Source organism: Micromonospora carbonacea (genome assembly GCF_014205165.1).
In the GTDB taxonomy this organism is placed as follows: Bacteria; Actinomycetota; Actinomycetes; order Mycobacteriales; family Micromonosporaceae; genus Micromonospora; species Micromonospora carbonacea.
Genome location: NZ_JACHMZ010000001.1, coordinates 3,837,773 through 3,857,656 on the forward strand (window position 1 = coordinate 3,837,773; position 19,884 = coordinate 3,857,656).

The window sequence follows — 19,884 nt, forward strand, 5'->3', positions numbered from 1 at the left end:
CCCGGGAAGCGCACCGACGCACCGACCCGTCGGGCGGGGCTGCACCGGCCCCGGCGACGTACCGCCACCTGACTGAAGGGTTGTCCCATGACCAGACGCGCACTCGTCACCGGAGCCGGCGGCTTCATCGGCGGCCACCTGGTGACGTACCTCCAGGCCCAGGGCTGGTGGGTCCGCGGCGCCGACCTGCGGCCGCCGGAGTTCCGCGCCACGACCGCCGACGACTTCGTCGTGGGTGACCTGCGCGACCCGGAGGTCTGCCGGCGGGCCTGCGACGGCGTCACCGAGGTGTACGCCCTCGCGGCCGACATGGGCGGCATGGGCTTCATCTCGAAGGACCCGGCGACGATCCTGCGCAACAACGCGCTGATCAACCTGCACACCGTCGAGGCGGCCCGGCTGGCCGGCGCGCAGCGCTACTTCCTCGCCTCGTCCGCCTGCATCTACCCGGAGTACGCGCAGACGAAGACGGACGTGCGGCCGCTGCGCGAGACGGACGCCTTCCCCGCCGGCCCGCAGGACTCCTACGGCTGGGAGAAGCTGATGGCGGAGCGGCTCTGCGTGTACTACGCCGAGCAGTACGGCCTGGACGTCCGCATCGCCCGCTACCACAACGTGTACGGTCCCTACGGCACCTGGGACGGCGGGCGGGAGAAGGCCCCCGCCGCGCTGTGCCGCAAGGTCGCCGAGGCGGCCCCCGGCGGCGAGGTGGAGATCTGGGGCGACGGCCGGCAGACCCGGTCGTTCTGCTACGTCGACGACTGCGTCGAGGGCACCTACCGGCTGATGCGCAGCGACCACGGCGAGCCGGTGAACATCGGCTCCGACCGCCTGGTGACCATCGACGAGCTGGCCGCCCTGGTGATGACGGCGGCCGGCCGCGACGACCTGCGCCTGCGCCACGTCGCCGGCCCGCAGGGGGTGCGCGGGCGCAACTCCGACAACACGCTGGCGCGGCAGGTGCTGGGCTGGACCCCCCGCATCACCCTCGAGGAGGGCCTCGCCGTCACGTACCGGTGGATCGCGGGCGAGGTCGCGGCCGCGCGGGGCGCCGCGACGCCGGCATGACGCACCCGGGCTTCGTCCTGTTCGACCTCGACGGCACGCTCATCCGGCCCGGCGCGCCGGTGCAGCGCCTCCACATGGCCACGATGGCCGCCGCCATCGCCGACGTCTGCGGCGTCGCCGAGGAGTTCCGCTACGAGGGCGGCCAGCTCTTCTACGCCGACATCGATCTGGCGGGCTTCACCGACGCCGGCACGGTGCACGCGGCGCTGCGTCACCACGGCGTCCCCGCCGGCCGGCTCCCGCAGCTCACCCGGCAGGTCATGGACGCCCTCGCCGCGCGCATCGGCGGGTCCACGGCCGACGGGGGCACGGGCACCGGGGACCTGCTCCCCGGCTGCCGGGCCCTGCTGGAGGCGCTGCGCGGCCACGGCTGCCCGCTGGGCATGAGCACCGGCAACGCCCGGTCGGTGGCCCGCTGGAAGATGCGGCGCACCGGCCTGGCGGACCTGCTGCGCGACGGCGGCTTCGGTGACGCCGCCCGCGACCGCGACGACGTGGTGGCCGCCGGGGTCGCCGCGCTCGGCGGCCACGGGCCCGGCGTGCTGGTCGGCGACACCGCCAAGGACGTCACGGCGGCGCACGCCTCGGGTCTGCCCTGCCTCGCCGTCGCCACCGGGGCCACCCCGCCCGACGAGCTGCGCGCGGCGGGTGCGGACGCGGTCGTGGCGGACCTCGGCGGCAGCGCCGCCCTCGACGCGGTGCTGCGGCTGCTCACCCCCGTTGCCTCCACAGAAGGAGTCCGATGAACGAGACACTGCCCCGCGTCGACGTCGTGATGACGACCATCGGCGACGGCGAGGCGTTCCTGTCGGCGTACCGGACGCTGCTCGGCGCGGCCGACGCGCACCAGCGGGTGCGGATCGTCGTCATCCCCGACCGCAAGACGCCCGCCGCCCTGTTCGGCAACGTCGAGCGGGCCCGCCGCGACGGCCTGCACGTCGTCTGCCCCACCGTCGCCGAGCAGGACGCCCTCCTGGCCGACCTGGGCGCGCCCACCCTGGTGCCCTACGACTCCGACAACCGGCGCAACGTCGGCTACCTGCTGTCCTGGCAGTCCGACGCCGACTTCCTCGTCTCCGTCGACGACGACAACTTCCCCATCGACGGCGACTTCCTCACCGCCCACGCGATCGTGGCCGCCGGCCCCCGGCCCGCGCGGGTCGTCACCGCCGCCTCCGGCTGGTGGAACCCGTGCGGGCAGCTCACCGTCGCGCCGATGCCGGTCTACCCGCGCGGCTTCCCGTACGCGCACCGCAACCCCACCCCGACCTCGGAGCGCACCGAGACGGTCGACGTGCGGATCAACGCCGGGCTGTGGCTGGGCGACCCCGACGTCGACGCGATCACCCGGATCGCCGTGCGGCCCGAGGTGACCGACATGCCCGCGCCGGCCCTGGTCTGCGACACCGACACCTGGGCGCCGGTCAACTCGCAGAACACCGCCGTGCACCGCGACGCCATCCCCGCCTACTACTTCCCGCGCATGGGCTACCGCCACCACGGCCAGGAGATCGACCGGTACGCCGACATCTTCAGCGGCTACTTCGTGCAGGCGTGCGCGAAGCGGCTCGGGCACGCCGTGCGGTTCGGCGACCCGCTGGCCCGGCACACCCGCAACGAGCACCTGCTGCTGCGGGACCTGCAACAGGAGCTCACCGCGATCGCGGTCCTGGAGGACGTGCTCGGCTGGCTGCACGACGCCAAGCTCGACGGCGACACCTACGCCGAGGCGTACGTGTCGCTGTCGTACCAGCTCCAGGACGCCGTCGAGGCGATGACCGGCCGGGTGTGGACCCACGAGCTGCGCGGCTTCGTCCACCAGATGGCCCACCTGATGCGGCAGTGGGTCGGCGTGCTCCGGCGCTGCCACGGCGGACCGTCGGCATGACCCGGCGCACCGTCCTCGTCACCGGCGCGACCGGGGCGATCGGGCAGGCGGTGGCGCACGCGCTGGCCGGTCCCGACGTGACGCTGGTGCTGCACTACCACCGCGACGAGGCCGCCGCCGAGCGCCTCGCGGCCGAGCTGACGCCGCACGCGGCCGGCGTCGCCACCGTGCGGGCCGACGTCGGCACCGACGCGGGGGTCGCCGCCGTGCTGTCGGCGGCGCGCCGGGCCGGGCCGGTGGACGTGCTGGTCAGCAACGCGGCGGTGCTGCGCCCCGCCCCGGTGGCCCGGGTGCGCGCCGACGACTGGTCGGCCACCCTCGCGGTCAACCTGACCGCCGCGATGCTGCTCATCCGGGGCGTGCTGCCCGACATGACCGGCCGGGGACACGGCCGGATCGTGGTGACCACGTCCGTGGCGGGGCTGCGCGGCTGGCCGTTCCAGGCGGCGTACGCCAGCGCGAAGGCGGGGCTGGTGGGGCTGGTCAAGTCGGTGGCCCGGGAGACCGCCCGGTTCGGGGTCACCGCCAACGCGGTCGCCCCGGGCTACGTGCCGTCGGCGATGAGCGCGCAGGGCGGAGACCCGGCCCGCGCGGCGATCCTGGCGCAGACGCCGATGGGCCGGGCCGGCACGCCCGCCGAGGTGGCCGCCGCCATCGCGTTCCTCGCCTCCCCCGGGGCCTCCTACGTCACCGGGCAGGTCCTCGCCGTCGACGGGGGGATGAGCGCGTGACGGCCCCCCGGTACGCGCTGCTCTTCCCCGGCCAGGGCGCGCAGTTCCCCGGCATGGCCCAGCGCTTCCACGACGCCTCCCCCGCCGTGCGGGACCTGTTCGACCTGGCGGAGTCCCGCACCGGCCTGCCGCTGCGCGAGATCTGCTTCCACACCGAGCGCACCGACCAGGCACGGACGGACTGGAACCAGCCGGCGGTGTTCCTCGCCGGCCTCGCCGGCTGGTACGCCCTGGTCGAACAGGCGGCGCGGCGCGGCGCGGAACACCCGCCGGTGTGCGTGGCCGGGCACAGCCTCGGCCACTTCACCGCCCTCGCGGCGGCCGGGGCGCTGTCCGCGCCCGCCGCGCTGGACCTGGTGGCCCGGCGCGGCGAGCTGATGCACCGGGCCAGCCTGGCCGCCGACGGCGCGATGGCGACCCTGATCGGGCTGTCCGAGCCCACCGTCGCCGACCTGGTCCGCGCGGCCGGGGACGACGCCGTGTCGGTCGCGGCGGTGAACGGCCCCGACCAGGTGGTCGTCTCCGGCGCGGCCCCGGCCGTCGCCGCCGTCTCGCGGCGGGCCGTGGCGGCGGGCGCGGAGCGGGTGGTGCCCCTCGCGATCGCCCTGGCCGCGCACTCGCCCCTGATGGCCCCGGCCGACGCCGGGTTCGCCCCGCTGGTGGCCGCCGCCGACCTGCGGGAGCCCCGCGTCCCGGTGGTGCTGAACACCACCGGGCGGGCCAGCCACGACGTCGCGGAGATCCGGGCCGACCTGCACCGGCACATGCTGGCCCCGGTGCGCTGGTGGCAGTGCCTGGCCACCGCCCGGGACGCGGGGGCCGACCTGCTGGTCGACGCGGGGCCGGGCCGCACGCTGAGCAAGGTGCTGCGCCGGGACCTGCCCGCCGACGCCGTGCACTCCCTCGACCATCCCCGTGGACTGGAGGCGCTGCTCCCATGACCCGCAAGGTCCTCTTCTGCCCCTGGTCGGCCGGCGGCGGCGCCGGGTACACCGGCCGGGCGCTCGCCGCCGCCGCCCGGCTGCACGGGCGCTTCGAGTGCGCCTTCGGCCCGTCCGGGGTGCCCCGGATGGTCGCCGAGGGCGGCTACCGGATGATCGGGGAGCCGGCCCCGGACGGCGCGCCGAAGCGCGTCCCGGCGTTCCTGCCGTTCGCCAACGTGGAACGCGTCTACGCGGTGACCGCGCGCTACTACCGCCGGTCGGTGCTGGCCGAGCACCTGCGGCGGGACCTGGCCGCGATCGACGAGTACCGGCCCGACGTGGTGGTCACCGACATGCAGCCCACGGCGGTGCTCGCCGCCCGGCTGCGGGGCCTGCCGCTGGTGTCGATCGCCGACACCGACTTCCTCAGCCCCGACCCGCTGGCGTGGATGCCGTGGAGCGCCGCCGACCCGACGACGCTGCTGCCGCACCCGAGCGCCCTGGACGCCCTCGACGCGGTCACCACCGAGCACGGGCTCGACCCGGTCGGCAGCGTCCCCGAGCTGCTGTGGGGCGACCTGACGGTGGTGCCGAGCGCGCCGGAGGTGGAGCCGCCGCCGCCCGCCCCATCCGGCCGGTCGGGCCCGGCGTACGTCGGCCCGCTGTACTGGGACCCGCCCGGCGCGCCGTACGTGCCGCGCGCCACCGCCGGCACCCGCCGGGTGTACGTCTCCATCGGCAGCGGCGGGATGGTGGCCGACACGGCGCTGCGGGAGGTGCTGGCCGCGTGCGACCGGCCCGACCTGTCGGTGTTCCTGTCGGCCGGGTTCGCGGCCCGCGAGTGGCTGCACCGCTACCCGAACGTGGAGCTGGGCGGCTTCACCGGCATCACCGGCCCGATCGGCTGGGCGGACCTGGTGGTCAACCACGGCGGCTACTCCACGGTGCTCGCCGGCCTGCTGCACGGCAAGCCGCAGGTGGTCCTGCCGTTCATGAGCGAGCAGGAGGCCAACGGCCGGCAGTTCCTGGCCGACCACGGCGCGGGCCTGGTGGCGCGCACCACCGAGGTGGAGAAGGACGGCCGGATCCGCTACGTCAACCGGCACTCGGGGGCCACCGACGACCCGGTCGTGCCGGCGGCCGACCTGGCGGCCACGATCGAGGAGGCGCTCGCCGACGCCACGTTGGCGCAGCGGGCGGGCTACGCCCGGGACAGCCTCGCCCGGCTGCGCGCCGAGTCCGACCTCGCGGAGTCGTTCGCGGCGCTGCTGCGCTGAGCGGGCCGCTCCGCGCTGGCCGCTCACCTGCGTGCGGAGCGGCCCGCGTGCCACGGCACGCCGCCGACGCCCGCTGCCGGCCCACCCGCGCGGGTCAGCGCCAGGTGCCGGCGGCCAGCCCGCGCAGCAGCTCGGAGCGCAGCAGCTTGCCGTTGACGTTGCGGGGCAGCCGGTCGACGACGACCACCCGGGCGGGCACCTTGTGGGCGGCCAGCCGCCCGTGCAGGAACGCGTACAGCGCCCGGTGGTCCAGCTCGCCGACGGTCTCGGCGAACGCCACGACCTCCTGCCCGCCGTCGGGTCCCGGCGCGCCGACGACCGCGCAGTCCCGCACGGCCGGGAACGCCCGCAGCGCGTCCTCGACCTCGGCGGCCGGCACCTTGTTGCCGGCGACGTTGAGCGTGCCGCCCCGGCGGCCGAGCAGGTGCAGCCGCCCGTCGGCGTCGAGCCGGCCCACGTCGCCGGTCGGCTGCGGCCCGTCGCCTGCCGGCCGGGACGTGTCGCCGGCCCGGTCGGCCGGCGGGCCGGCGTGGTGGACGCGGGTCGGCGGGCCGGCGCAGGACACGAGGACGTCCCCGGGGCCGGGCGCGGGGTCGACGGTCAGCGTCACCCCGGCGACCGGCCGGCCGACGGAGCCGGCGACCGACTCGGTGTCGAGGGTCAGCATGCCGTGCTCGGAGGTGCCGTAGTGCTCGCCGACGCGCCAGCCCACCGACTCCGCCCACCGCCGACGGTCCTCCGGCGGCAGCGGCGCGCCCGCCGAGACGCAGAGCCGGGGCCGGTGCCGGGTGGCGAGGCCGGCGGTCGAGAACCACCGGTACAGCAGCGGGACGGACAGCAGCACCGCCACCCGGTGCCCGTCGACGGCGTCGGCCACCGTGCGGGGGCCCGGCCGCTGGTCCAGCGCCACGTACGTGCCGCCGGCGACCAGCGTCGTGAGGATGCCGCCGCACAGGGCGTAGCTGTGGTGCGGCGGGGTCGTGCAGGCGACCACCTCGCCGGGGGACAGCTCCAGCGCGGCGGCGAACGCCCGCGCGTTGGCCGTCACCGCCGGCCAGGGCCGTTCCACGCACTTCGGCCAGCCCTCGCTGCCCGAGGTGGACAGTCCCAGCCCGGCGGGCCCGTCCCCGCCGGGGTGAGCGGGCGGCCCGCCGTCGCGGGGCACGACGGGCCGCCCGGCAGCCCCGGCGGCGGATCCGTCGAGCCCTGCCGACCCGTCGAACCCGGCGACCGTGAGCGCCTCGACCGTGAGCCGGTCGCCATCGCCGGTGACGAGCCGGTCGGCGCGGAACAGCGACCGGGCCCGGTCCCGCTCGTCGTCGGCGGCCCGGGCGTCGCCGACGAGCAGCGGCACGTCCGCGATCGTGGCCGCCACGACCGTCACCGCGACGTCGGCGGCGCACCGCGCGACGGTGGCGGCCCGGCCGGTCAGCCCCGCCGCGAGCCGCTCCGCGCGCCGCAGCAGCTCGGCGTAGGTCAGCGTCCGGTCGCCGACGACGACCGCCGGGCGGTGCGGATGCGGGCCCGCCACCTCGGCGAGCGCGGCGGCGAGGGTGGGCGGGCCGCTCATCGGGCGAGCACCACGTCCCACGCGCCGGGCCGGCCGGCCACGACGGCCACGGCCCGGCCGGCCGCCTCCCCCTCGGCGGCTGCCGGCTCCGTCGCGGCGGCGGTCGGGGCGACCGCCTCGGCGAGCGCGCACACCGGCCCGACGGCGGGCGAGGACGCCCCGCCGACCCACGTCCGGGCGCGGGGGAACGCCGCGCCGAACTCGGCGCGGGCGGCCTGCTGGACGGCGACGGTCGCGCCGCACAGCCGCACGTCGGCGACGGCGGCCGGGTCGACGCCGGCCGCGTCCAGCACGTCGGGCAGCGCCCGGCCGGACGCCACGCCCCGGGCCAGCGACAACCGGCGGCCGTCACCGGCGGCCCCGGCCGCCTCCCGGCCGAGCAGCACGGCCGCCACGTCGCCGAACTGCGCGTGGTGCGGCACGCCGAGCCGGTCCAGCGCCGCGTCCGCGAACGGGGTCAGCGCCTCGTACGCCCCGACCAGCACCGCGTCGGCCTGGCCGGTGGCCAGCCGACGCACCGCGTGCAGGAGTGCCTGCATCCCGCCGTCGCGCCCGAGCAGCGTCGTCGCCGCGCCGCCCAGCCCGTGCGCCACCGCCGCCGCCGACACCAGCGAGTGCGGCGAGTAGTAGACGAACATCTCCGGCGCGAGCCACTTCGGCCCGGCCTCGTCGAGCTGCTCGTGCATGACCTCGCCGACGCGGGCCATGCCGTAGAGGGTGCCCACCGCGATCTCGGTCTCCCGGCGGGCGGCGGCGTCCAGCCCGGCAGCCGCCACGACCCGGCCGACGACGTCGGTGAACCGGTCGACCACGACCCGGGTCAGCTCGGGCTCGGCGGACCAGCCGGCGCGCCCCCGGGCCCGGTTGCGCGCCGCCTCGTCGAGGGCGAACCGGTCGCTGCCGCCAGCGGCCAGCCGCACCGTCGTCACGGTCGCCGCGCCGACCGCCGCCATGCCCACCCCGGCCGCCGTGCCCGCGCCCGTGCTCATGCCCGCTCCCAGACGACCGCCGTGTTGACGCCGCCCAGGCCACAGGAGACGGAGACGGCCGACCGGGCGTCGGCCAGCTCCCGGGGCTTCGTCACGATGTCGAACTCCCTCCACTGTGGGTCGACGGGCTCGGCCGCGGTCGTCGGGGTCAGCGTCCCGTGGCGCAGCGACAGCAGGCACGCCAGCGACTCGATGACCCCGGCCGCGCCCTGGCAGTGCCAGAGCAGGCCCTTCACGCTGTTGATCGGCAGCGTCCGGACCCGGTCGCCGAAGACGTCCGCGAGCGCCCGCATCTCGGCCACGTCACCGAGCTTGGTGCCGGGGCCGTGCGCGTTGACGAACGAGACGTCGCCCGGCGCGAGGGCGGCGGCGGCCAGCGCGCGGCGCAGCGCCAGCTCGATCCCGGCGGACTCGGGGGCCGCCATGTGGGTGGTGAAGCTGCTCGCCCCGTAGCCGGCCAGCCGGCCGAGCACGGCGTCGTCGCCGGGCACCGGCCGGCGCAGCAGGCAGGCGGCGGCGGCCTCGGACAGCGCGATGCCCCGCCGGGCCTCGTGGAACGGCTGGCAGCCGTCCACGCCGAGCGTGCGCAGGGCGGCCAGGCCGTGGAAAGCGGACTTCGACACCGTGTCCGCGCCGACGACCAGCGCTTCCTCGGCGTCGCCGGCGAGCAGCAGGTCGCGGGCGTAGCCGAGCGCCACCGCCCCGGAGGCCGACGCGCTGCCCACGGTGACGGCCGCGCCGAGGCCGAGCTTCTCGGCGGCGCGCTCGGCGACCCACCCGGCCAGCGCCGACTGGTCGTCGCCCGCGCCGGCTAGGGCGTGGCCGAGGGCGTTGCCGCCGGTGTCGGTGGTGCCGACGACGAGCGTGACGCCGGCCCGCCGGCCCGGGTCCAGCCCGCCGAGCGCCTCCCCGGCGGCCAGGCAGACCAGGTCGAGCAGGCGGTCCGGGGCCACCACCTCGGCGGCGGACGCGCCGGCCACCGCGCCGGCCCGGTGGCCGCGCGCGGCGTCGTACGGCATGGGCAGCCGGTGCGCCCGCTCGGCCAGCAGGCCGTCCCACAGGGCCGGCACGCCGTGGCCGGTGGGGGCCACCACGCCCATCCCGACCACGTCGAGCCGGCCGCCGGGGCGGTCGCCCGCGCCGCCGGGGGCGACGGCCGCGGCGGCGAGGGACGCCACCGACGCTTCCGGGTCGAGCACGGCGTCGTCGGCGATCGTGACGTCCCACCGCTGGTGCAGCTCGGCGGCGACGGTGATCAGGGTGACCGAGTCGATGCCCAGGACGGCCAGCGGCTCGTCGTCGCCGAGGCCGTCGACCTGCGCCGGATCGCGGTAGCGGGCCAGCAGCTCGCGGACGCGGCGGACGACCTCCTGCCGGCCCGGTTCAGCCATGGGCGGCCGCCTCGGCGGCGCGGAAGCCGGACGCGGTCGCCTCCAGCGCGGCGTCCACGTCCTCGTCGGTCATCGCGCCGCAGACGTACCAGTGGTGGTTGGGGTGCAGCAGCAGGCCCCGCCGGGTCGTCTCGGTGTAGAACGCGTCGTGCGCCCGGCCCCGCGCCGCCTCGTCGGGGTCGGTGAAGCGCAGGAACGGCATCTGCGGCACCCCCAGCACCCGGCCGGGCAGGCCGTGCTCGGCGAGCTGCTTGGCCAGCCCCGCCTGGAGCCGCTCGCCGAGGCGCTCGACGTGCGTGAGGATCGCGCCGTCGCGTAGCTGGCCGATGGTGGCGACCGCCGCCGCCATCTCGGCGCCGTTGACGTGGAACGTCGAGCTGATGTGCACCTCGCCGACGGCCCGCATGACCTCCTCGCGGCCCACCAAGGCGGAGATCGGGTAGCCGTTGGCCATGGCCTTGCTGAACGTCACCAGGTCGGCCCGCACGCCGTAGCGCTCCTGCGCGCCGCCGGGGGCCGTCCGGAAGCCGGAGCGCATCTCGTCGAGGACGAACAGCGCGCCGTGCTCGTGGGCCAGCTCCGCCGCGCCGGCCAGGAAGCCGGGGGCCGGCGGGTCCACCTCGAAGGGCATCATCAGCAGGCAGGCGACCTCGCCGGGGTGGCGTTCGAAGGCGGCCCGCAGGCTGTCCAGGTCGTTGTAGTCGAAGCTGTCCACCACGGCCTGCGCCTCGGTGGGCACGCCGCCGGGGCGGGTGGCGCACCAGTCGTGCCAGCCGTTGTAGCCCCAGCGGATCACCCTGGTCCGCGCGGTGTGCACGCGGCTGAGCCGCACGGCGGCGCTGGTGGCGTCCGAGCCGGTCTTGAGCAGGAAGACCTTCTCGGCGTGCGGGATCACCGCCGTCAGCAGCTCCGCCAGCTCCACCTGGACCCGCTTGCGCAGCGTGATGGCGAAGCCGTCGCGGATCTCCCGCAGGACCGCCTCGGAGACCACCGGGTCGGCGTGCCCGAGGATGATCGTGCCGTAGGCCAGGATCAGGTCGAGGTAACGGTTGCCGTCGACGTCCCAGATGTGCGCGCCGCTGGCGCGCTCGCCGTACAGCGGGTACGCCCCGTCGACGAGGCGGTCGCGGGCCAGCACGTAGCCCTCGTAGGCGAGGGTCGCGTCGACGGCCACGGCGCGCCGCCGCAGCGCCTGCGACTGGCTCAGGTCGAGTGGGCCTTCTCCGGTCATCGGTTCCTCTCCTCGTCCCGGTGCTGGTCGGCAGGCGCGACCCGGTCGGCGTAGCACCACGCCTGGTTGCGCAGGATCCGCCGCCAGACCCCCTCGTCGTCGCCGGCCCCGGGGTCCGGCGTCGGCAGGTCGAGCTGGCGGTGCAGCTCGTCGCTGAGCCGGGCCAGGGCCGCCTCGCACGCCTCGAAGACGCCGAGCACCGGGGCGTACACGGAGGTGTCGTCGGCCTGCGCGCCCGCCCAGCGGTGCGCGCCGATGAGGGTCCGGCCGAGCTTCTGCGCCGCGCGGGACGCGGCGAGCAGCTCGGCGGCCAGCGCCGGATACGCCTGCTCGACGGCCAGGCCGCTGAGGAACAGCGACGGTTGGACCGCGCCCAGCACGACCACGTGCAGGGCCCGGGCGGCGGGCCCGGTCAGGCCGTCGCGCCGCCAGCGCCCGGCGACGGCGCGCAGCGCCGGCAGGTCCTCGGCCAGCGCCACGGCGGTCGGCTCCAGCAGCGTGGCGCGCAGCGCGGCGGCGTCGTCGCGGGGCGGGGTGAAGTGCACGGTGGCGAACCGGCAGCAGCCCCGGACCACGTCGGGGGTGACCGGGATCCGGCGGCGGTACCCGTCGGCCGGCGGCGCGTCGGTGTCCAGCACCTCCAGCACCTCGCCGTCGTACGCCACGGCGAGCACCATGTGGTCGAGGAAGTGCGCGACCCCCTCGAACTCGTCGCCCGGCCAGTAGTAGCGGTCCGGCATCAGCACGCACGGGGTGCCGGCGGCGACCAGCGCGGTGAACTCGTCCCAGTGTTCGTGGCCGTCGACCGCGTTGCGCCAGTCCAGCCGGCCGTGCCGGAACCACGAGGACTTGTGCCGGTCGCCGCGCAGGTCCAGCGGCACGGCGAGGGCCTGGGCGATCTCCCGGTTGTCGAAGCCCTCGGCGCGCAGCGCCGACTCGACGCAACGCAGCAGGCAGCTCAGCCCGTCCAGGGGGCCGTCGTCCCAGCCCAGCGACAGCCCCGGGTCCAGCACCGGGGGGCGGCGGGTCCGCGTCGCGCCCTCAGCCATTGATCCGCGCGTCGATCGCCTTGGCCAGGTCGCCCACGGTGACGTACCGGCTCAGCTCGAAGTCCTCGTCGGCGAAGTCGGCGTCGTGCTGGCGCTCGAAGTGCGACATCAGGTACGCCATGTCGATCGAGTCGACCGCCAGGTCGAGCAGCCGGTCGTCGGGGCCGATCGAGTCGACCGGGTTGCCCTGGCGGCGCAGCAGCAGCGCGACGAGCTGGTCGAGGGTGCTGTCGGCGTCGGTCATCTCAGTTCTCCTTGATCGATTCGCTGACCGGGATGCCCACGTGGCGGCCGGGCACGGCGGCGATCGCCAGCATCCGGTCGCCGACGGCGATGGCGGTGCAGTTGGTCACCGCGCCGGCCGCGTCGAACAGCCGCACGTGCCAGTCGTCCTGCACGATGGTGTTGATCGTCGAGTCGCCGATGCGGCACTCGATGAGGCGCAGCGGGCGCATCTCGGTCTTGATCCGGCCGACCAGGACGGGACGGGCGCGCCCGGCGGTGTTCACGGCGAGGACCTGCTCGCCGGCGCTGAGGTCGGTGATGCACGCGGTGCGCCCGGCGGGCGTCCACACATAGGAGTGCACCGCGCCGGCGTTGACCCGGAAGGGCCGCAGGTTCATGTACGGCAGGTAGTGCACCTCGGCGCAGACCAGCAGCCCGCCCGAGGAGGTCGAGCCGACCAGGATCCCCTCGTCGGGCTCGAACAGGTCGGTCGTGTCGACGCAGCCGCGCATGCCCATGCCGATGGACCGCACCGCCGTCACCTCGGCCTCGACCAGGTCGAGCTGCTCCGTGCGGCGCTCCAGCAGCTCCCGGGCCAGCCGCACCACCTCGCCGGGGGTGGAGACGCGCAGCAGCATCGCGTCCGGGCCGTGCTGGAGCACCCCGCGGGTGACCAGGGCGTCCACGGAGTTGTGCACGCGCTTGACGACCGTGGTGCGCTGCGACTGGGCCTCGGCGACGATGAGCTCCAGCGGGATGTTCGTCTCGTCGGCGAAGCTGACCAGCAGCACGTCGACGTGGCCGAGGGCCGCCACGGCCTCCTGCATCGTCTCGGCGTCGGTGACGTCGATCCAGCGCCCCCGCCGCCAGCGGCCCCCGTGCGGCACGGCGGCGAGGGTGGCCTGGTCGGCGGCGATGACGGTCAGCGCCCGGGCTGGGTCGAGCTTGTCGAGCTGGGCCGGCTCGGTGACGAGCACCGCCACCTCGACCCGGTCGGGCAGGGCGCTGTCGGGCACCGCGTCCGGCGGGACCATGACGCCCCGGACGGGCGCCTGGACGACCGCCGCCACCATGTCGGGCAGGCCCTCGCGCAGGTGCGACAGGTCGCACCAGAGCGGGATCAACGCGTCACTGTCGGACACGGTCGTGCCTCCTTCGTCGGGGTCAGCCGGGGTTGTTGGCGTGCACCAGCGCGTGCAGGTCCGCGAGGGCCCGCTCGGGCGCGGCGTGCTGCTGCACCTTGCGCCCGATGCAGACGCCGGCCGCGCCCGCCGACAGGGCGTCCTTCACGTCGAGCAGGACGTCCTCCCAGGAGTCGGACGGCTCGCCGCCGGCCATGACGACCGGGGCGAAGCAGCCGTCGACGACCGTGGCGAACGAGTCGGCGGAGCCGGTGTAGGGGACCTTGACGATGTCGCTGCCCAGCTCGGCCGCCGCGCGGGCGGCGTGGGCGATCTTCTCCGGGGCGGCGGCCGGGTCGACGCCGGCGACATACACCATCGCCAGCAGCGGCATGCCCCACTGGGCGCACGCTCCGGCGAGCTGGGCGAGGTCGTGCAGCATGTCGGTCTCCTCGGGCACGCCGAAGGTGACCTGCGCCGACACGGCGTCGGCACCCGTCCGGACGGCCTCGACGACGTCGCCGGTGAGCTTCTTGACGTGGCCCCGGCCCGACAGGGCGGTGCCGGCGGAGAGGTGCATGACGACGCCCGTGGACCGGGCCGCCTCCGCCGGCACCCGCCGCAGCACCCCCCGGTGCCCGATGATGCCGTTCGGCGCGCCCGCCAGCAGCCGGCCGAGTTGGGAGTCGATCGCGTCCAGCCCGGCGATCGGGCCCATCGTCACCGGCTGGTCGATCGGCATGAGCACGGTGCGTCCGCTGGTCGGACCCCACAGCCGCCGCAGCCGCCGCTCACGACCCGTTGACTCCATGTGTGCCTCCTTCAGGCGGCCGATGGCCCGGACCCGGGCGACCGCGGACTCGCGTGGTGGGCCAGGACGTGCGTGGACGGCCGGCCGTGGACGCACTGGTGGGGGGCGGGGGCCTCACCCGCCCGGGGACGCCCGCTCAGGGGGCCGGCACGGCCGGGTCAGGTGTCGGGGCCGGGGCTGCCGGCAGCCGGCGCGGGCCGCGGCCTCGCCGTTCCCCCGTGTGAGTCAGCATGGTGGGTAGCCAACCGCCCGTCGTATCCGATTCGAGTCGCCGCCACATCCGCAAAGCCCGCCAAGCATTGCGGGACATTTGCCGGCGTCAGTGTAGCGAGGATCAGGACGCGCGACACCCCTTAGTCTCGACCCCTAACATCGGCGCAGCCGCCGCGCCGCGACACACCAGCCAACAGATCGACGCCGATCACGCAGGACGACTCCCGGCCGATGGGCCAGAACGCGCCCCACGTGCTCAGATGCTGGCCTGAGCCGCACGCCCCCGCCGGCCGCCAGCGCTGCCGGGAGCACCCGAGCAGCCGGGCCGGCGACATTTGTCGACATGACGCCCGTCAATGACAGCGGTAGTCTGAGCAATGCCGGTAAACCATTCGGCCGCACACCGGCGGCGGGGTTCAGCCGCGCGCCGCCGGTGGCGGAAGCTGCCGGTCGTGCAGCCGGCTGAGCAGGGTCAGCGACGTGATCGCGCCGAGCAGCGCCAGGAACATGTCCCACTGGGTGTCCCAGACGTCACCCTGGGTGGCGAGGAAGTCGTCGGCGGCCGAGCCGCCGGCCACCGCCGCCCACCACTCGATCATCTCGAAGAAGGCGCTGAAGGCCAGGCAGGCGCAGACCACGAGCGGGGCGAGCCAGCGGCTGCCCCGCAGCGGCGAGCGGCGGACCAGGATCTCCCGGACCAGGATGGCCGGCACGAAGCCCTGCGCGAAGTGCCCGAGCCGGTCGTACGGGTTGCGGGACAGGTCGAACAGGTCGCGCGCCCAGTCGCCCAGCGGGGTGCGCGCGTACGTCCAGTGCCCGCCCGCGATGAGGATCAGCGCGTGGGCCGCGAGCAGGCAGCACAGCAGCGTGCTCAGCGGGAAGCGCCGCCAGGTGAGCAGCACCACCGGCACGCCGACGATCACCCACACCGTCTCCAGCAGCCAGGTGAGCCGGTCGTACGGCCGGATGCCGGACGCCACCAGCGCCACCAGGACGAGGGCCAGCAGTGCCGGGGGAAGGACCGCACGCGCTCGGGACACCGACGACCGCCTGTTCGGTTGGGCCAGGCCGGCAGCCGCCGGTCGGTCGCCGACGATATCCCCTGCTGATCGGTCACTCAGCGGCAGGGCAGCGGGGCGCCGGGGTCGGCGGCAGGGCTGGCGAGCGCCGGGGTCAGCGGCCCAAGGCGGAGCCCGCCTTCACGGCGGCCACGAAGCCGCCCCACGCCGCCGGGCCGAAGGCCAGGGCCGGGCCCGCCACGTCCTTGGAATCGCGTACGCCGACCGCGTCGCCGCCGAGCCGCACCTCCACGCAGTTGGCATTGTCGGAGCTGCGGGACGACTTGAACCAGTCACGACGAGGGGCGCTCACGTCATCTACCGACAAGGGAACGTCCCTTGAGAAAGTGCGGCCAGCAGGCGATGAATCAGTTGCGAGTGAGCCCGGTTCCACGGTCTGCCCTTCCGCAAGAGTGGCGGACCGCCAAGGTAACTGATCAGGCGCTACACACCCACTATCCGAAACCTGACATCGGCTCGCCGAAGTGTGGCAACGACCACGCACAGTCCGTTAGAGGCGGGGCCCGCCCAGCTTGATCGCGAGGGTGAAGCTGGCCCAGGAAGCGGCGACGAAGGCCAGGGTGGGGCCGCTGGGGTCCTTGGAGTCACGCACGTCGACCGCGTCGCCGCCGAGCCGCACCTCCACGCAGTTGGCGTTGCTGGAGCTGCGGGACGACTTGAACCAGTCACGACGAGAAGCGCTCACGTCATCTCCTTGGCGATGCGGCGGATCAGGTCGACCGACGCGTCCGAGCCTAACGCGAGTTCCCGGGTCTCGGCGAAGGTGACGAGGTAGTCGGTCACCCGCACCGACTGGTCGACGATGTCGATGGAGGTCAGGATCTCCTGCCAGACCAGGTCGGGCAGCCGGGGCGAGGGAAACGACAGGATCTCGAACGGCCCGCCGAACGCGGGGTGCGCCCCGGCGCTGAACGGCAGCACCCGCACCTCGATCTGCTCCGGCCGCTCGGTGGCCAGCCGGACGAGGTGGTCGAGCTGGCGGCGCATCACCTGCGGGCCGCCGACCTGCTGGCGCAACGCGCCCTCGCTGAGCAGGGCGGACACCCGCAGCGGGTGCGCGCCGTCGAGGCGCGCCTGCCGGGCCATCCGCACGGCCACCCGCCGCTCGACCTCGGTCAGCCGGATCGTGGTGGTGCCGCCCCGGATCACCGCGCGGGCGTACTCCTCGGTCTGCAACAGGCCGTGGATCGCCTCGGGGTGGAAGCTGCGGATGTGCTCCGCGCCGGCCTCGTAGCCGAGGAAGCGCAGGAACTCCGCCGGAAAGAGCTGCGCGTACTCGTGCCACCAGCCGCGCCGGGCCGCGCCCGCCCGGAGCTGCTCCAGCTCGGCCGCGTCGTCGGGCTCGAACTCGTACGCCTCGATCATCTGCGCCAGCCGGCGGGCGGGCAGCTTGACCCGGCCCGACTCCACCCCGGAGACGTACGCCTGGATGATGCCGATGGCGCGACCGGCCGCCGCCGCGGTGAAGCCGACCTCCTCGCGGCGCTGGCGCAGCCGGATGCCCAGCTCCCACGCCTGCACGACCGGCGACGACTCCAACTGCGACAGTGCCGCGCGCGGACCGGACGGCCCCGGGGATCCTGCGGCCATGCTTCCTCCTTCGCCGACCACCAACATCGACCACGAGTATTCAGCCCGACACGCTTGATATCAAGCTACCCGCCGTGCATTCTCAGGAACATCAGTCAGGCCGTCGATGGCGAGGGAGCAGCACCATGTCGTACGCGGGTCGGTGGGTCCACCAGGAGGAGAAGGTTCCGCACGCGTTCTCGCTGTGCCGGGTGCTCGACGCCGGCACCTTCGAGCAGTCCTACGACCTGCTCGGCGTCGTCCAGGTCACCGTGGACCGGCGGTACCCGCAGCAGCTACCCGCCAACCTGCGGCCGTGGGCGTTGGCCACCCTCGCCACCGGCGGATACGGCTTCGGCCGCTTCTACGCCGCGTACAGCACCCTCGACGACGACGGCGAGCCCGACCGGGCCCTCGCCGAGGAGTACATCGACTGGTCCGGCACCGGCGTCCTCGCCCCGGCGCAGCCGGACGCCGCCGGGCCGGCCTGATCCCGCCGGGCGGGCGGCTCCGGTACAGCAGGCACTACTTTCCGGCCCCGACGGTGCCGCCGGCCCGCCGCCGTGCCCTACTGTCGCTGCTGTCCCACCGGGACGCCCTGCTGTCACGGCCGTGCCACGGGGCACCGCTGCCCTCCCCCGGGGGCAGTGCTGTCGCTGCCGTTCCACGGAAGGAGGCGAGGATGCCGCCGGACGAGCACGACCCGCCCGGCGGGGCCGCGGCCCGCCGGTGGGCGCCCGCCGCCCGGGTCCGCCTCAGCGTCGACGCCCTGGAACGCCTCGTCGGCGGGCTCGGCACCGCCGTCCTGGCCCTGTCCACCCTGGCCCTGCTGACCGTCACGGCGCTGGCCTGCCTGGTCGGCGTGGGCCTGCCGGCGGTGCCGTACGCGCTGCGGGCGCTGCGCGCCGTCGCCGACCGGGAACGCGACAGGCTGTCCCGTACCGGCCCGGTCATCGCCGCCGGGCTGCCGACGCCGCAGACCCTGCGGTCCGCCGTGGCCGACCCGACCGTCCGGCGGGAGGCGCGCTGGCTGGTCACGCACGCCACCCTGGGGCTGTTCCTCGGCCTGCTCGGGCTGACGCTGCCGATCAATGTGCTGCGCGACGGCACGTTTCCGCTCTGGTGGCGGCTGCTGCCGGCGGGCGAGGCGACCTCGGCGCTGGGCTTCCCCGTCGTGACCGACACCGCCGGGGCGCTCGGGGTCGGCCTGTTCGGCCTCGGCTGGCTGGCCCTCGTCGGCTACGCCACGCCCACCCTGGCCCGCCTCCAGGAGCTGCCCGGCCGCCGACTGCTCCCGCCCGATCCCGACGCCGACCTGGTGCTGCGCGTCGCCGAGCTGACCGCGACCCGGGCCGCCGCGCTCGACGCCCACGCCGCCGAGCTGCGGCGCATCGAGCGGGCCCTGCACGACGGCACGCAGAACCGCATCGTCGGCGTCACCGTGCTGCTCGGCGCGGCCCGCCGGGCGGTGACCCGCGACCCCGCCGACGCCGACGCCCTCCTGGAACGGGCGCAACGCGCCGCCGAGGACGCCCTCGCCGAGCTGCGCGCGGTCGTCCGTGGCATCCTGCCGCCCGTGCTCACCGACCGCAGCCTGCCCGACGCGCTGCTGTCGCTGGCCGCCACCTGCCCCGTCCCGGCCCGCGTCGACGCGGACGTGCCCGGCCGGTGCGCCGCCTCCGTCGAGGCCACGGCATACTTCGTGGCCGCCGAGGCGCTGACCAACGTCGCCCGGCACAGCGGGGCGCGACGGGCCACGGTGACCGTACGCCGCGTCGCCGACCGGCTGCGCGTCACGATCGTCGACGACGGTCGCGGCGGCGCGGACGAGCACGCCGGTTCGGGGCTGTCCGGCATCCGGCGGCGCGCCGAGGCACACGACGGGAAACTGACCCTGACCAGCCCGCCGGGCGGTCCGACCACCGTGGAGGTGGACCTGCCGTGCGGATCGTGATCGCCGAGGACGACGCGCTGCTGCGCGAAGGGCTGGCGCTGCTGCTGCGCGCCGAGTCCCTGGACGTCGTCGCCACCGCCGACAACCCGACCACGTTCCTCGCCGCCATCGACGCGCACTCCCCCGACGTGGCGATCGTCGACGTGCGGATGCCGCCGACCCACACCGACGAGGGGATCGTCGCCGCCGTCGAGGCCCGCCGCCGGCAGCCCGGCCTCGCCGTCCTGGTGCTCTCCGCGTACGTCGAGCAGGCGTTCGCCACCGACCTGCTCGCCCGGGGCGGGGCCGGGCTCGGCTACCTGCTCAAGGAGCGGGTGGGCCGGGTCGAGGAGTTCCTGGTCGCCCTGCGCCGGGTGGCCGGCGGCGGCACGGCCATCGACCCGGACGTGGTCGCGCAGTTGCTGGTCCGCAGCCGCCCCGACACCCGGCTGGACCGGCTCAGCCCCCGCGAGCGCGACGTGCTGGCGCTGATGGCCGAGGGGCTGGGCAACGCGGCCATCGCGGAGCGGCTCTTCGTCACCGACGGGGCCGTGCACAAGCACATCCGCAGCATCTTCGCCAAGCTCGACCTCCCGCCCACGGACCGCACGGACCGCCGCGTCGCCGCCGTCCTGCACTACCTCAACACCCCCACCTGACCCCCACCACCCTTCCCCCTCCTACCCCGCCCCACCCCCACCCCCGCCCTGGTGATCAAGAGGTTCGCGTCACGCCGAAGATCAAAGTTGATGCGAACCTCTTGATCACCGCCGTTGGCGCGGTCGGCGCGGTCGGCGGTGGGTGTTCGTGGGCGGC

General features: G+C 75.6%; 21 protein-coding genes. 9 read left to right on the top strand and 12 right to left on the bottom strand.

Going from position 1 to position 19,884, the window contains the following annotated elements; genetic code table 11:
* Nucleotides 1-87: 87 nt before the first annotated feature.
* Genes HDA31_RS16370 through HDA31_RS16395 form a run of 6 tightly spaced genes read left to right on the top strand, consistent with a single transcriptional unit; the run spans nucleotide 88 to nucleotide 5,887 of the window.
* Nucleotides 88-1,068: an NAD-dependent epimerase/dehydratase family protein gene (locus HDA31_RS16370; protein ID WP_178064536.1), complete on the top strand. Its 981-nt coding sequence runs from the start codon at nucleotides 88-90 to the stop codon at nucleotides 1,066-1,068.
* Entirely contained in the window at nucleotides 1,065-1,814 is a 750-nt protein-coding gene (locus HDA31_RS16375) for an HAD family hydrolase (protein ID WP_178064535.1), read from the top strand. Before HDA31_RS16370 ends, HDA31_RS16375 begins: the two co-directional genes overlap by 4 nt.
* The gene (locus HDA31_RS16380; RefSeq protein ID WP_178064534.1) at nucleotides 1,811-2,956 is read left to right on the top strand and encodes a hypothetical protein; all 1,146 of its coding nucleotides are present in this window, start codon (nucleotides 1,811-1,813) and stop codon (nucleotides 2,954-2,956) included. Before HDA31_RS16375 ends, HDA31_RS16380 begins: the two co-directional genes overlap by 4 nt.
* Nucleotides 2,953-3,687: an SDR family oxidoreductase gene (locus tag HDA31_RS16385; protein WP_178064533.1), complete on the top strand. Its 735-nt coding sequence runs from the start codon at nucleotides 2,953-2,955 to the stop codon at nucleotides 3,685-3,687. The genes HDA31_RS16380 and HDA31_RS16385 overlap by 4 nt, the downstream gene beginning before the upstream one ends.
* The gene (locus tag HDA31_RS16390; protein ID WP_178064532.1) at nucleotides 3,684-4,628 is read left to right on the top strand and encodes an ACP S-malonyltransferase; all 945 of its coding nucleotides are present in this window, start codon (nucleotides 3,684-3,686) and stop codon (nucleotides 4,626-4,628) included. The genes HDA31_RS16385 and HDA31_RS16390 overlap by 4 nt, the downstream gene beginning before the upstream one ends.
* A complete protein-coding gene (locus HDA31_RS16395) occupies nucleotides 4,625-5,887 on the top strand; it encodes a glycosyltransferase (protein WP_178064531.1) in 1,263 nt (420 codons plus the stop codon). Before HDA31_RS16390 ends, HDA31_RS16395 begins: the two co-directional genes overlap by 4 nt.
* 94 nt (nucleotides 5,888-5,981) lie before the next feature.
* On the opposite strand, the gene HDA31_RS16400 is transcribed toward HDA31_RS16395, so the two are convergent.
* The 12 genes from HDA31_RS16400 to HDA31_RS16455 form a co-directional block, all read right to left on the bottom strand.
* Nucleotides 5,982-7,457, bottom strand: coding sequence for a class I adenylate-forming enzyme family protein (locus HDA31_RS16400; protein ID WP_178064530.1), 1,476 nt, complete (start codon nucleotides 7,455-7,457; stop codon nucleotides 5,982-5,984).
* Nucleotides 7,454-8,446, bottom strand: coding sequence for a beta-ketoacyl-[acyl-carrier-protein] synthase family protein (locus HDA31_RS16405; RefSeq protein WP_178064529.1), 993 nt, complete (start codon nucleotides 8,444-8,446; stop codon nucleotides 7,454-7,456). The genes HDA31_RS16400 and HDA31_RS16405 overlap by 4 nt, the downstream gene beginning before the upstream one ends.
* A complete protein-coding gene (locus HDA31_RS16410) occupies nucleotides 8,443-9,837 on the bottom strand; it encodes a beta-ketoacyl synthase N-terminal-like domain-containing protein (RefSeq protein ID WP_178064528.1) in 1,395 nt (464 codons plus the stop codon). The genes HDA31_RS16405 and HDA31_RS16410 overlap by 4 nt, the downstream gene beginning before the upstream one ends.
* Entirely contained in the window at nucleotides 9,830-11,068 is a 1,239-nt protein-coding gene (locus HDA31_RS16415; RefSeq protein ID WP_178064527.1) for an aspartate aminotransferase family protein, read from the bottom strand. Before HDA31_RS16415 ends, HDA31_RS16410 begins: the two co-directional genes overlap by 8 nt.
* Nucleotides 11,065-12,117, bottom strand: a complete 1,053-nt coding sequence (locus tag HDA31_RS16420) for a hypothetical protein (protein ID WP_178064526.1) — start codon at nucleotides 12,115-12,117, stop codon at nucleotides 11,065-11,067. The genes HDA31_RS16415 and HDA31_RS16420 overlap by 4 nt, the downstream gene beginning before the upstream one ends.
* On the bottom strand, nucleotides 12,110-12,361 hold the full coding sequence (locus HDA31_RS16425; RefSeq protein WP_077937596.1) for an acyl carrier protein: 252 nt from the start codon (nucleotides 12,359-12,361) through the stop codon (nucleotides 12,110-12,112). Before HDA31_RS16425 ends, HDA31_RS16420 begins: the two co-directional genes overlap by 8 nt.
* A 1-nt stretch (nucleotide 12,362) precedes the next feature.
* Nucleotides 12,363-13,484 carry a 3-dehydroquinate synthase II domain-containing protein gene (locus tag HDA31_RS16430; protein WP_184871969.1) on the bottom strand — a complete coding sequence of 374 codons (1,122 nt, stop codon included), beginning with the start codon at nucleotides 13,482-13,484 and terminating at the stop codon, nucleotides 12,363-12,365.
* A 22-nt stretch (nucleotides 13,485-13,506) separates the two neighbouring features.
* On the bottom strand, nucleotides 13,507-14,274 hold the full coding sequence (locus HDA31_RS16435) for a class I fructose-bisphosphate aldolase (RefSeq protein ID WP_178064524.1): 768 nt from the start codon (nucleotides 14,272-14,274) through the stop codon (nucleotides 13,507-13,509).
* A gap of 629 nt (nucleotides 14,275-14,903) precedes the next feature.
* Nucleotides 14,904-15,527: a DUF2238 domain-containing protein gene (locus HDA31_RS16440; protein ID WP_219825047.1), complete on the bottom strand. Its 624-nt coding sequence runs from the start codon at nucleotides 15,525-15,527 to the stop codon at nucleotides 14,904-14,906.
* 133 nt (nucleotides 15,528-15,660) lie between these two features.
* Nucleotides 15,661-15,858: a DUF397 domain-containing protein gene (locus HDA31_RS16445; protein WP_178064523.1), complete on the bottom strand. Its 198-nt coding sequence runs from the start codon at nucleotides 15,856-15,858 to the stop codon at nucleotides 15,661-15,663.
* Between the two features lie 198 nt (nucleotides 15,859-16,056).
* Nucleotides 16,057-16,251 (bottom strand): DUF397 domain-containing protein, encoded by a 195-nt coding sequence (locus tag HDA31_RS16450; RefSeq protein WP_178064522.1) that lies wholly within the window; start codon nucleotides 16,249-16,251, stop codon nucleotides 16,057-16,059.
* The gene (locus HDA31_RS16455) at nucleotides 16,248-17,156 is read right to left on the bottom strand and encodes a helix-turn-helix domain-containing protein (RefSeq protein WP_178064521.1); all 909 of its coding nucleotides are present in this window, start codon (nucleotides 17,154-17,156) and stop codon (nucleotides 16,248-16,250) included. Before HDA31_RS16455 ends, HDA31_RS16450 begins: the two co-directional genes overlap by 4 nt.
* A gap of 125 nt (nucleotides 17,157-17,281) precedes the next feature.
* Between HDA31_RS16455 and HDA31_RS16460 the strand changes: the two genes are divergently transcribed.
* The 3 genes from HDA31_RS16460 to HDA31_RS16470 all read left to right on the top strand — a co-directional run bounded on the left by HDA31_RS16460 (nucleotide 17,282) and on the right by HDA31_RS16470 (nucleotide 19,727).
* Nucleotides 17,282-17,626: a hypothetical protein gene (locus tag HDA31_RS16460; RefSeq protein WP_178064520.1), complete on the top strand. Its 345-nt coding sequence runs from the start codon at nucleotides 17,282-17,284 to the stop codon at nucleotides 17,624-17,626.
* 191 nt (nucleotides 17,627-17,817) lie between these two features.
* The gene (locus tag HDA31_RS16465) at nucleotides 17,818-19,089 is read left to right on the top strand and encodes a sensor histidine kinase (RefSeq protein ID WP_178064519.1); all 1,272 of its coding nucleotides are present in this window, start codon (nucleotides 17,818-17,820) and stop codon (nucleotides 19,087-19,089) included.
* Nucleotides 19,077-19,727 (top strand): response regulator, encoded by a 651-nt coding sequence (locus tag HDA31_RS16470; RefSeq protein WP_178064518.1) that lies wholly within the window; start codon nucleotides 19,077-19,079, stop codon nucleotides 19,725-19,727. Before HDA31_RS16465 ends, HDA31_RS16470 begins: the two co-directional genes overlap by 13 nt.
* Nucleotides 19,728-19,884 lie beyond the last annotated feature (157 nt).

Excerpts from the sequence above, each read along its gene's own strand:
- HDA31_RS16370 (WP_178064536.1), top strand. The coding sequence starts at position 88 with ATGACCAGACGCGCACTCGTCACCGGAGCCGGCGGCTTCATCGGCGGC.
- HDA31_RS16385 (WP_178064533.1), top strand. The coding sequence starts at position 2,953 with ATGACCCGGCGCACCGTCCTCGTCACCGGCGCGACCGGGGCGATCGGG.
- HDA31_RS16465 (WP_178064519.1), top strand. The coding sequence starts at position 17,818 with ATGCCGCCGGACGAGCACGACCCGCCCGGCGGGGCCGCGGCCCGCCGG.
- HDA31_RS16425 (WP_077937596.1), bottom strand. The coding sequence starts at position 12,361 with ATGACCGACGCCGACAGCACCCTCGACCAGCTCGTCGCGCTGCTGCTG.
- HDA31_RS16460 (WP_178064520.1), top strand. The coding sequence starts at position 17,282 with ATGTCGTACGCGGGTCGGTGGGTCCACCAGGAGGAGAAGGTTCCGCAC.
- HDA31_RS16375 (WP_178064535.1), top strand. The coding sequence starts at position 1,065 with ATGACGCACCCGGGCTTCGTCCTGTTCGACCTCGACGGCACGCTCATC.
- HDA31_RS16400 (WP_178064530.1), bottom strand. The coding sequence starts at position 7,457 with ATGAGCGGCCCGCCCACCCTCGCCGCCGCGCTCGCCGAGGTGGCGGGC.
- HDA31_RS16410 (WP_178064528.1), bottom strand. The coding sequence starts at position 9,837 with ATGGCTGAACCGGGCCGGCAGGAGGTCGTCCGCCGCGTCCGCGAGCTG.
- HDA31_RS16455 (WP_178064521.1), bottom strand. The coding sequence starts at position 17,156 with ATGGCCGCAGGATCCCCGGGGCCGTCCGGTCCGCGCGCGGCACTGTCG.
- HDA31_RS16435 (WP_178064524.1), bottom strand. The coding sequence starts at position 14,274 with ATGGAGTCAACGGGTCGTGAGCGGCGGCTGCGGCGGCTGTGGGGTCCG.
- HDA31_RS16420 (WP_178064526.1), bottom strand. The coding sequence starts at position 12,117 with ATGGCTGAGGGCGCGACGCGGACCCGCCGCCCCCCGGTGCTGGACCCG.
- HDA31_RS16380 (WP_178064534.1), top strand. The coding sequence starts at position 1,811 with ATGAACGAGACACTGCCCCGCGTCGACGTCGTGATGACGACCATCGGC.
- HDA31_RS16395 (WP_178064531.1), top strand. The coding sequence starts at position 4,625 with ATGACCCGCAAGGTCCTCTTCTGCCCCTGGTCGGCCGGCGGCGGCGCC.
- HDA31_RS16415 (WP_178064527.1), bottom strand. The coding sequence starts at position 11,068 with ATGACCGGAGAAGGCCCACTCGACCTGAGCCAGTCGCAGGCGCTGCGG.
- HDA31_RS16405 (WP_178064529.1), bottom strand. The coding sequence starts at position 8,446 with ATGAGCACGGGCGCGGGCACGGCGGCCGGGGTGGGCATGGCGGCGGTC.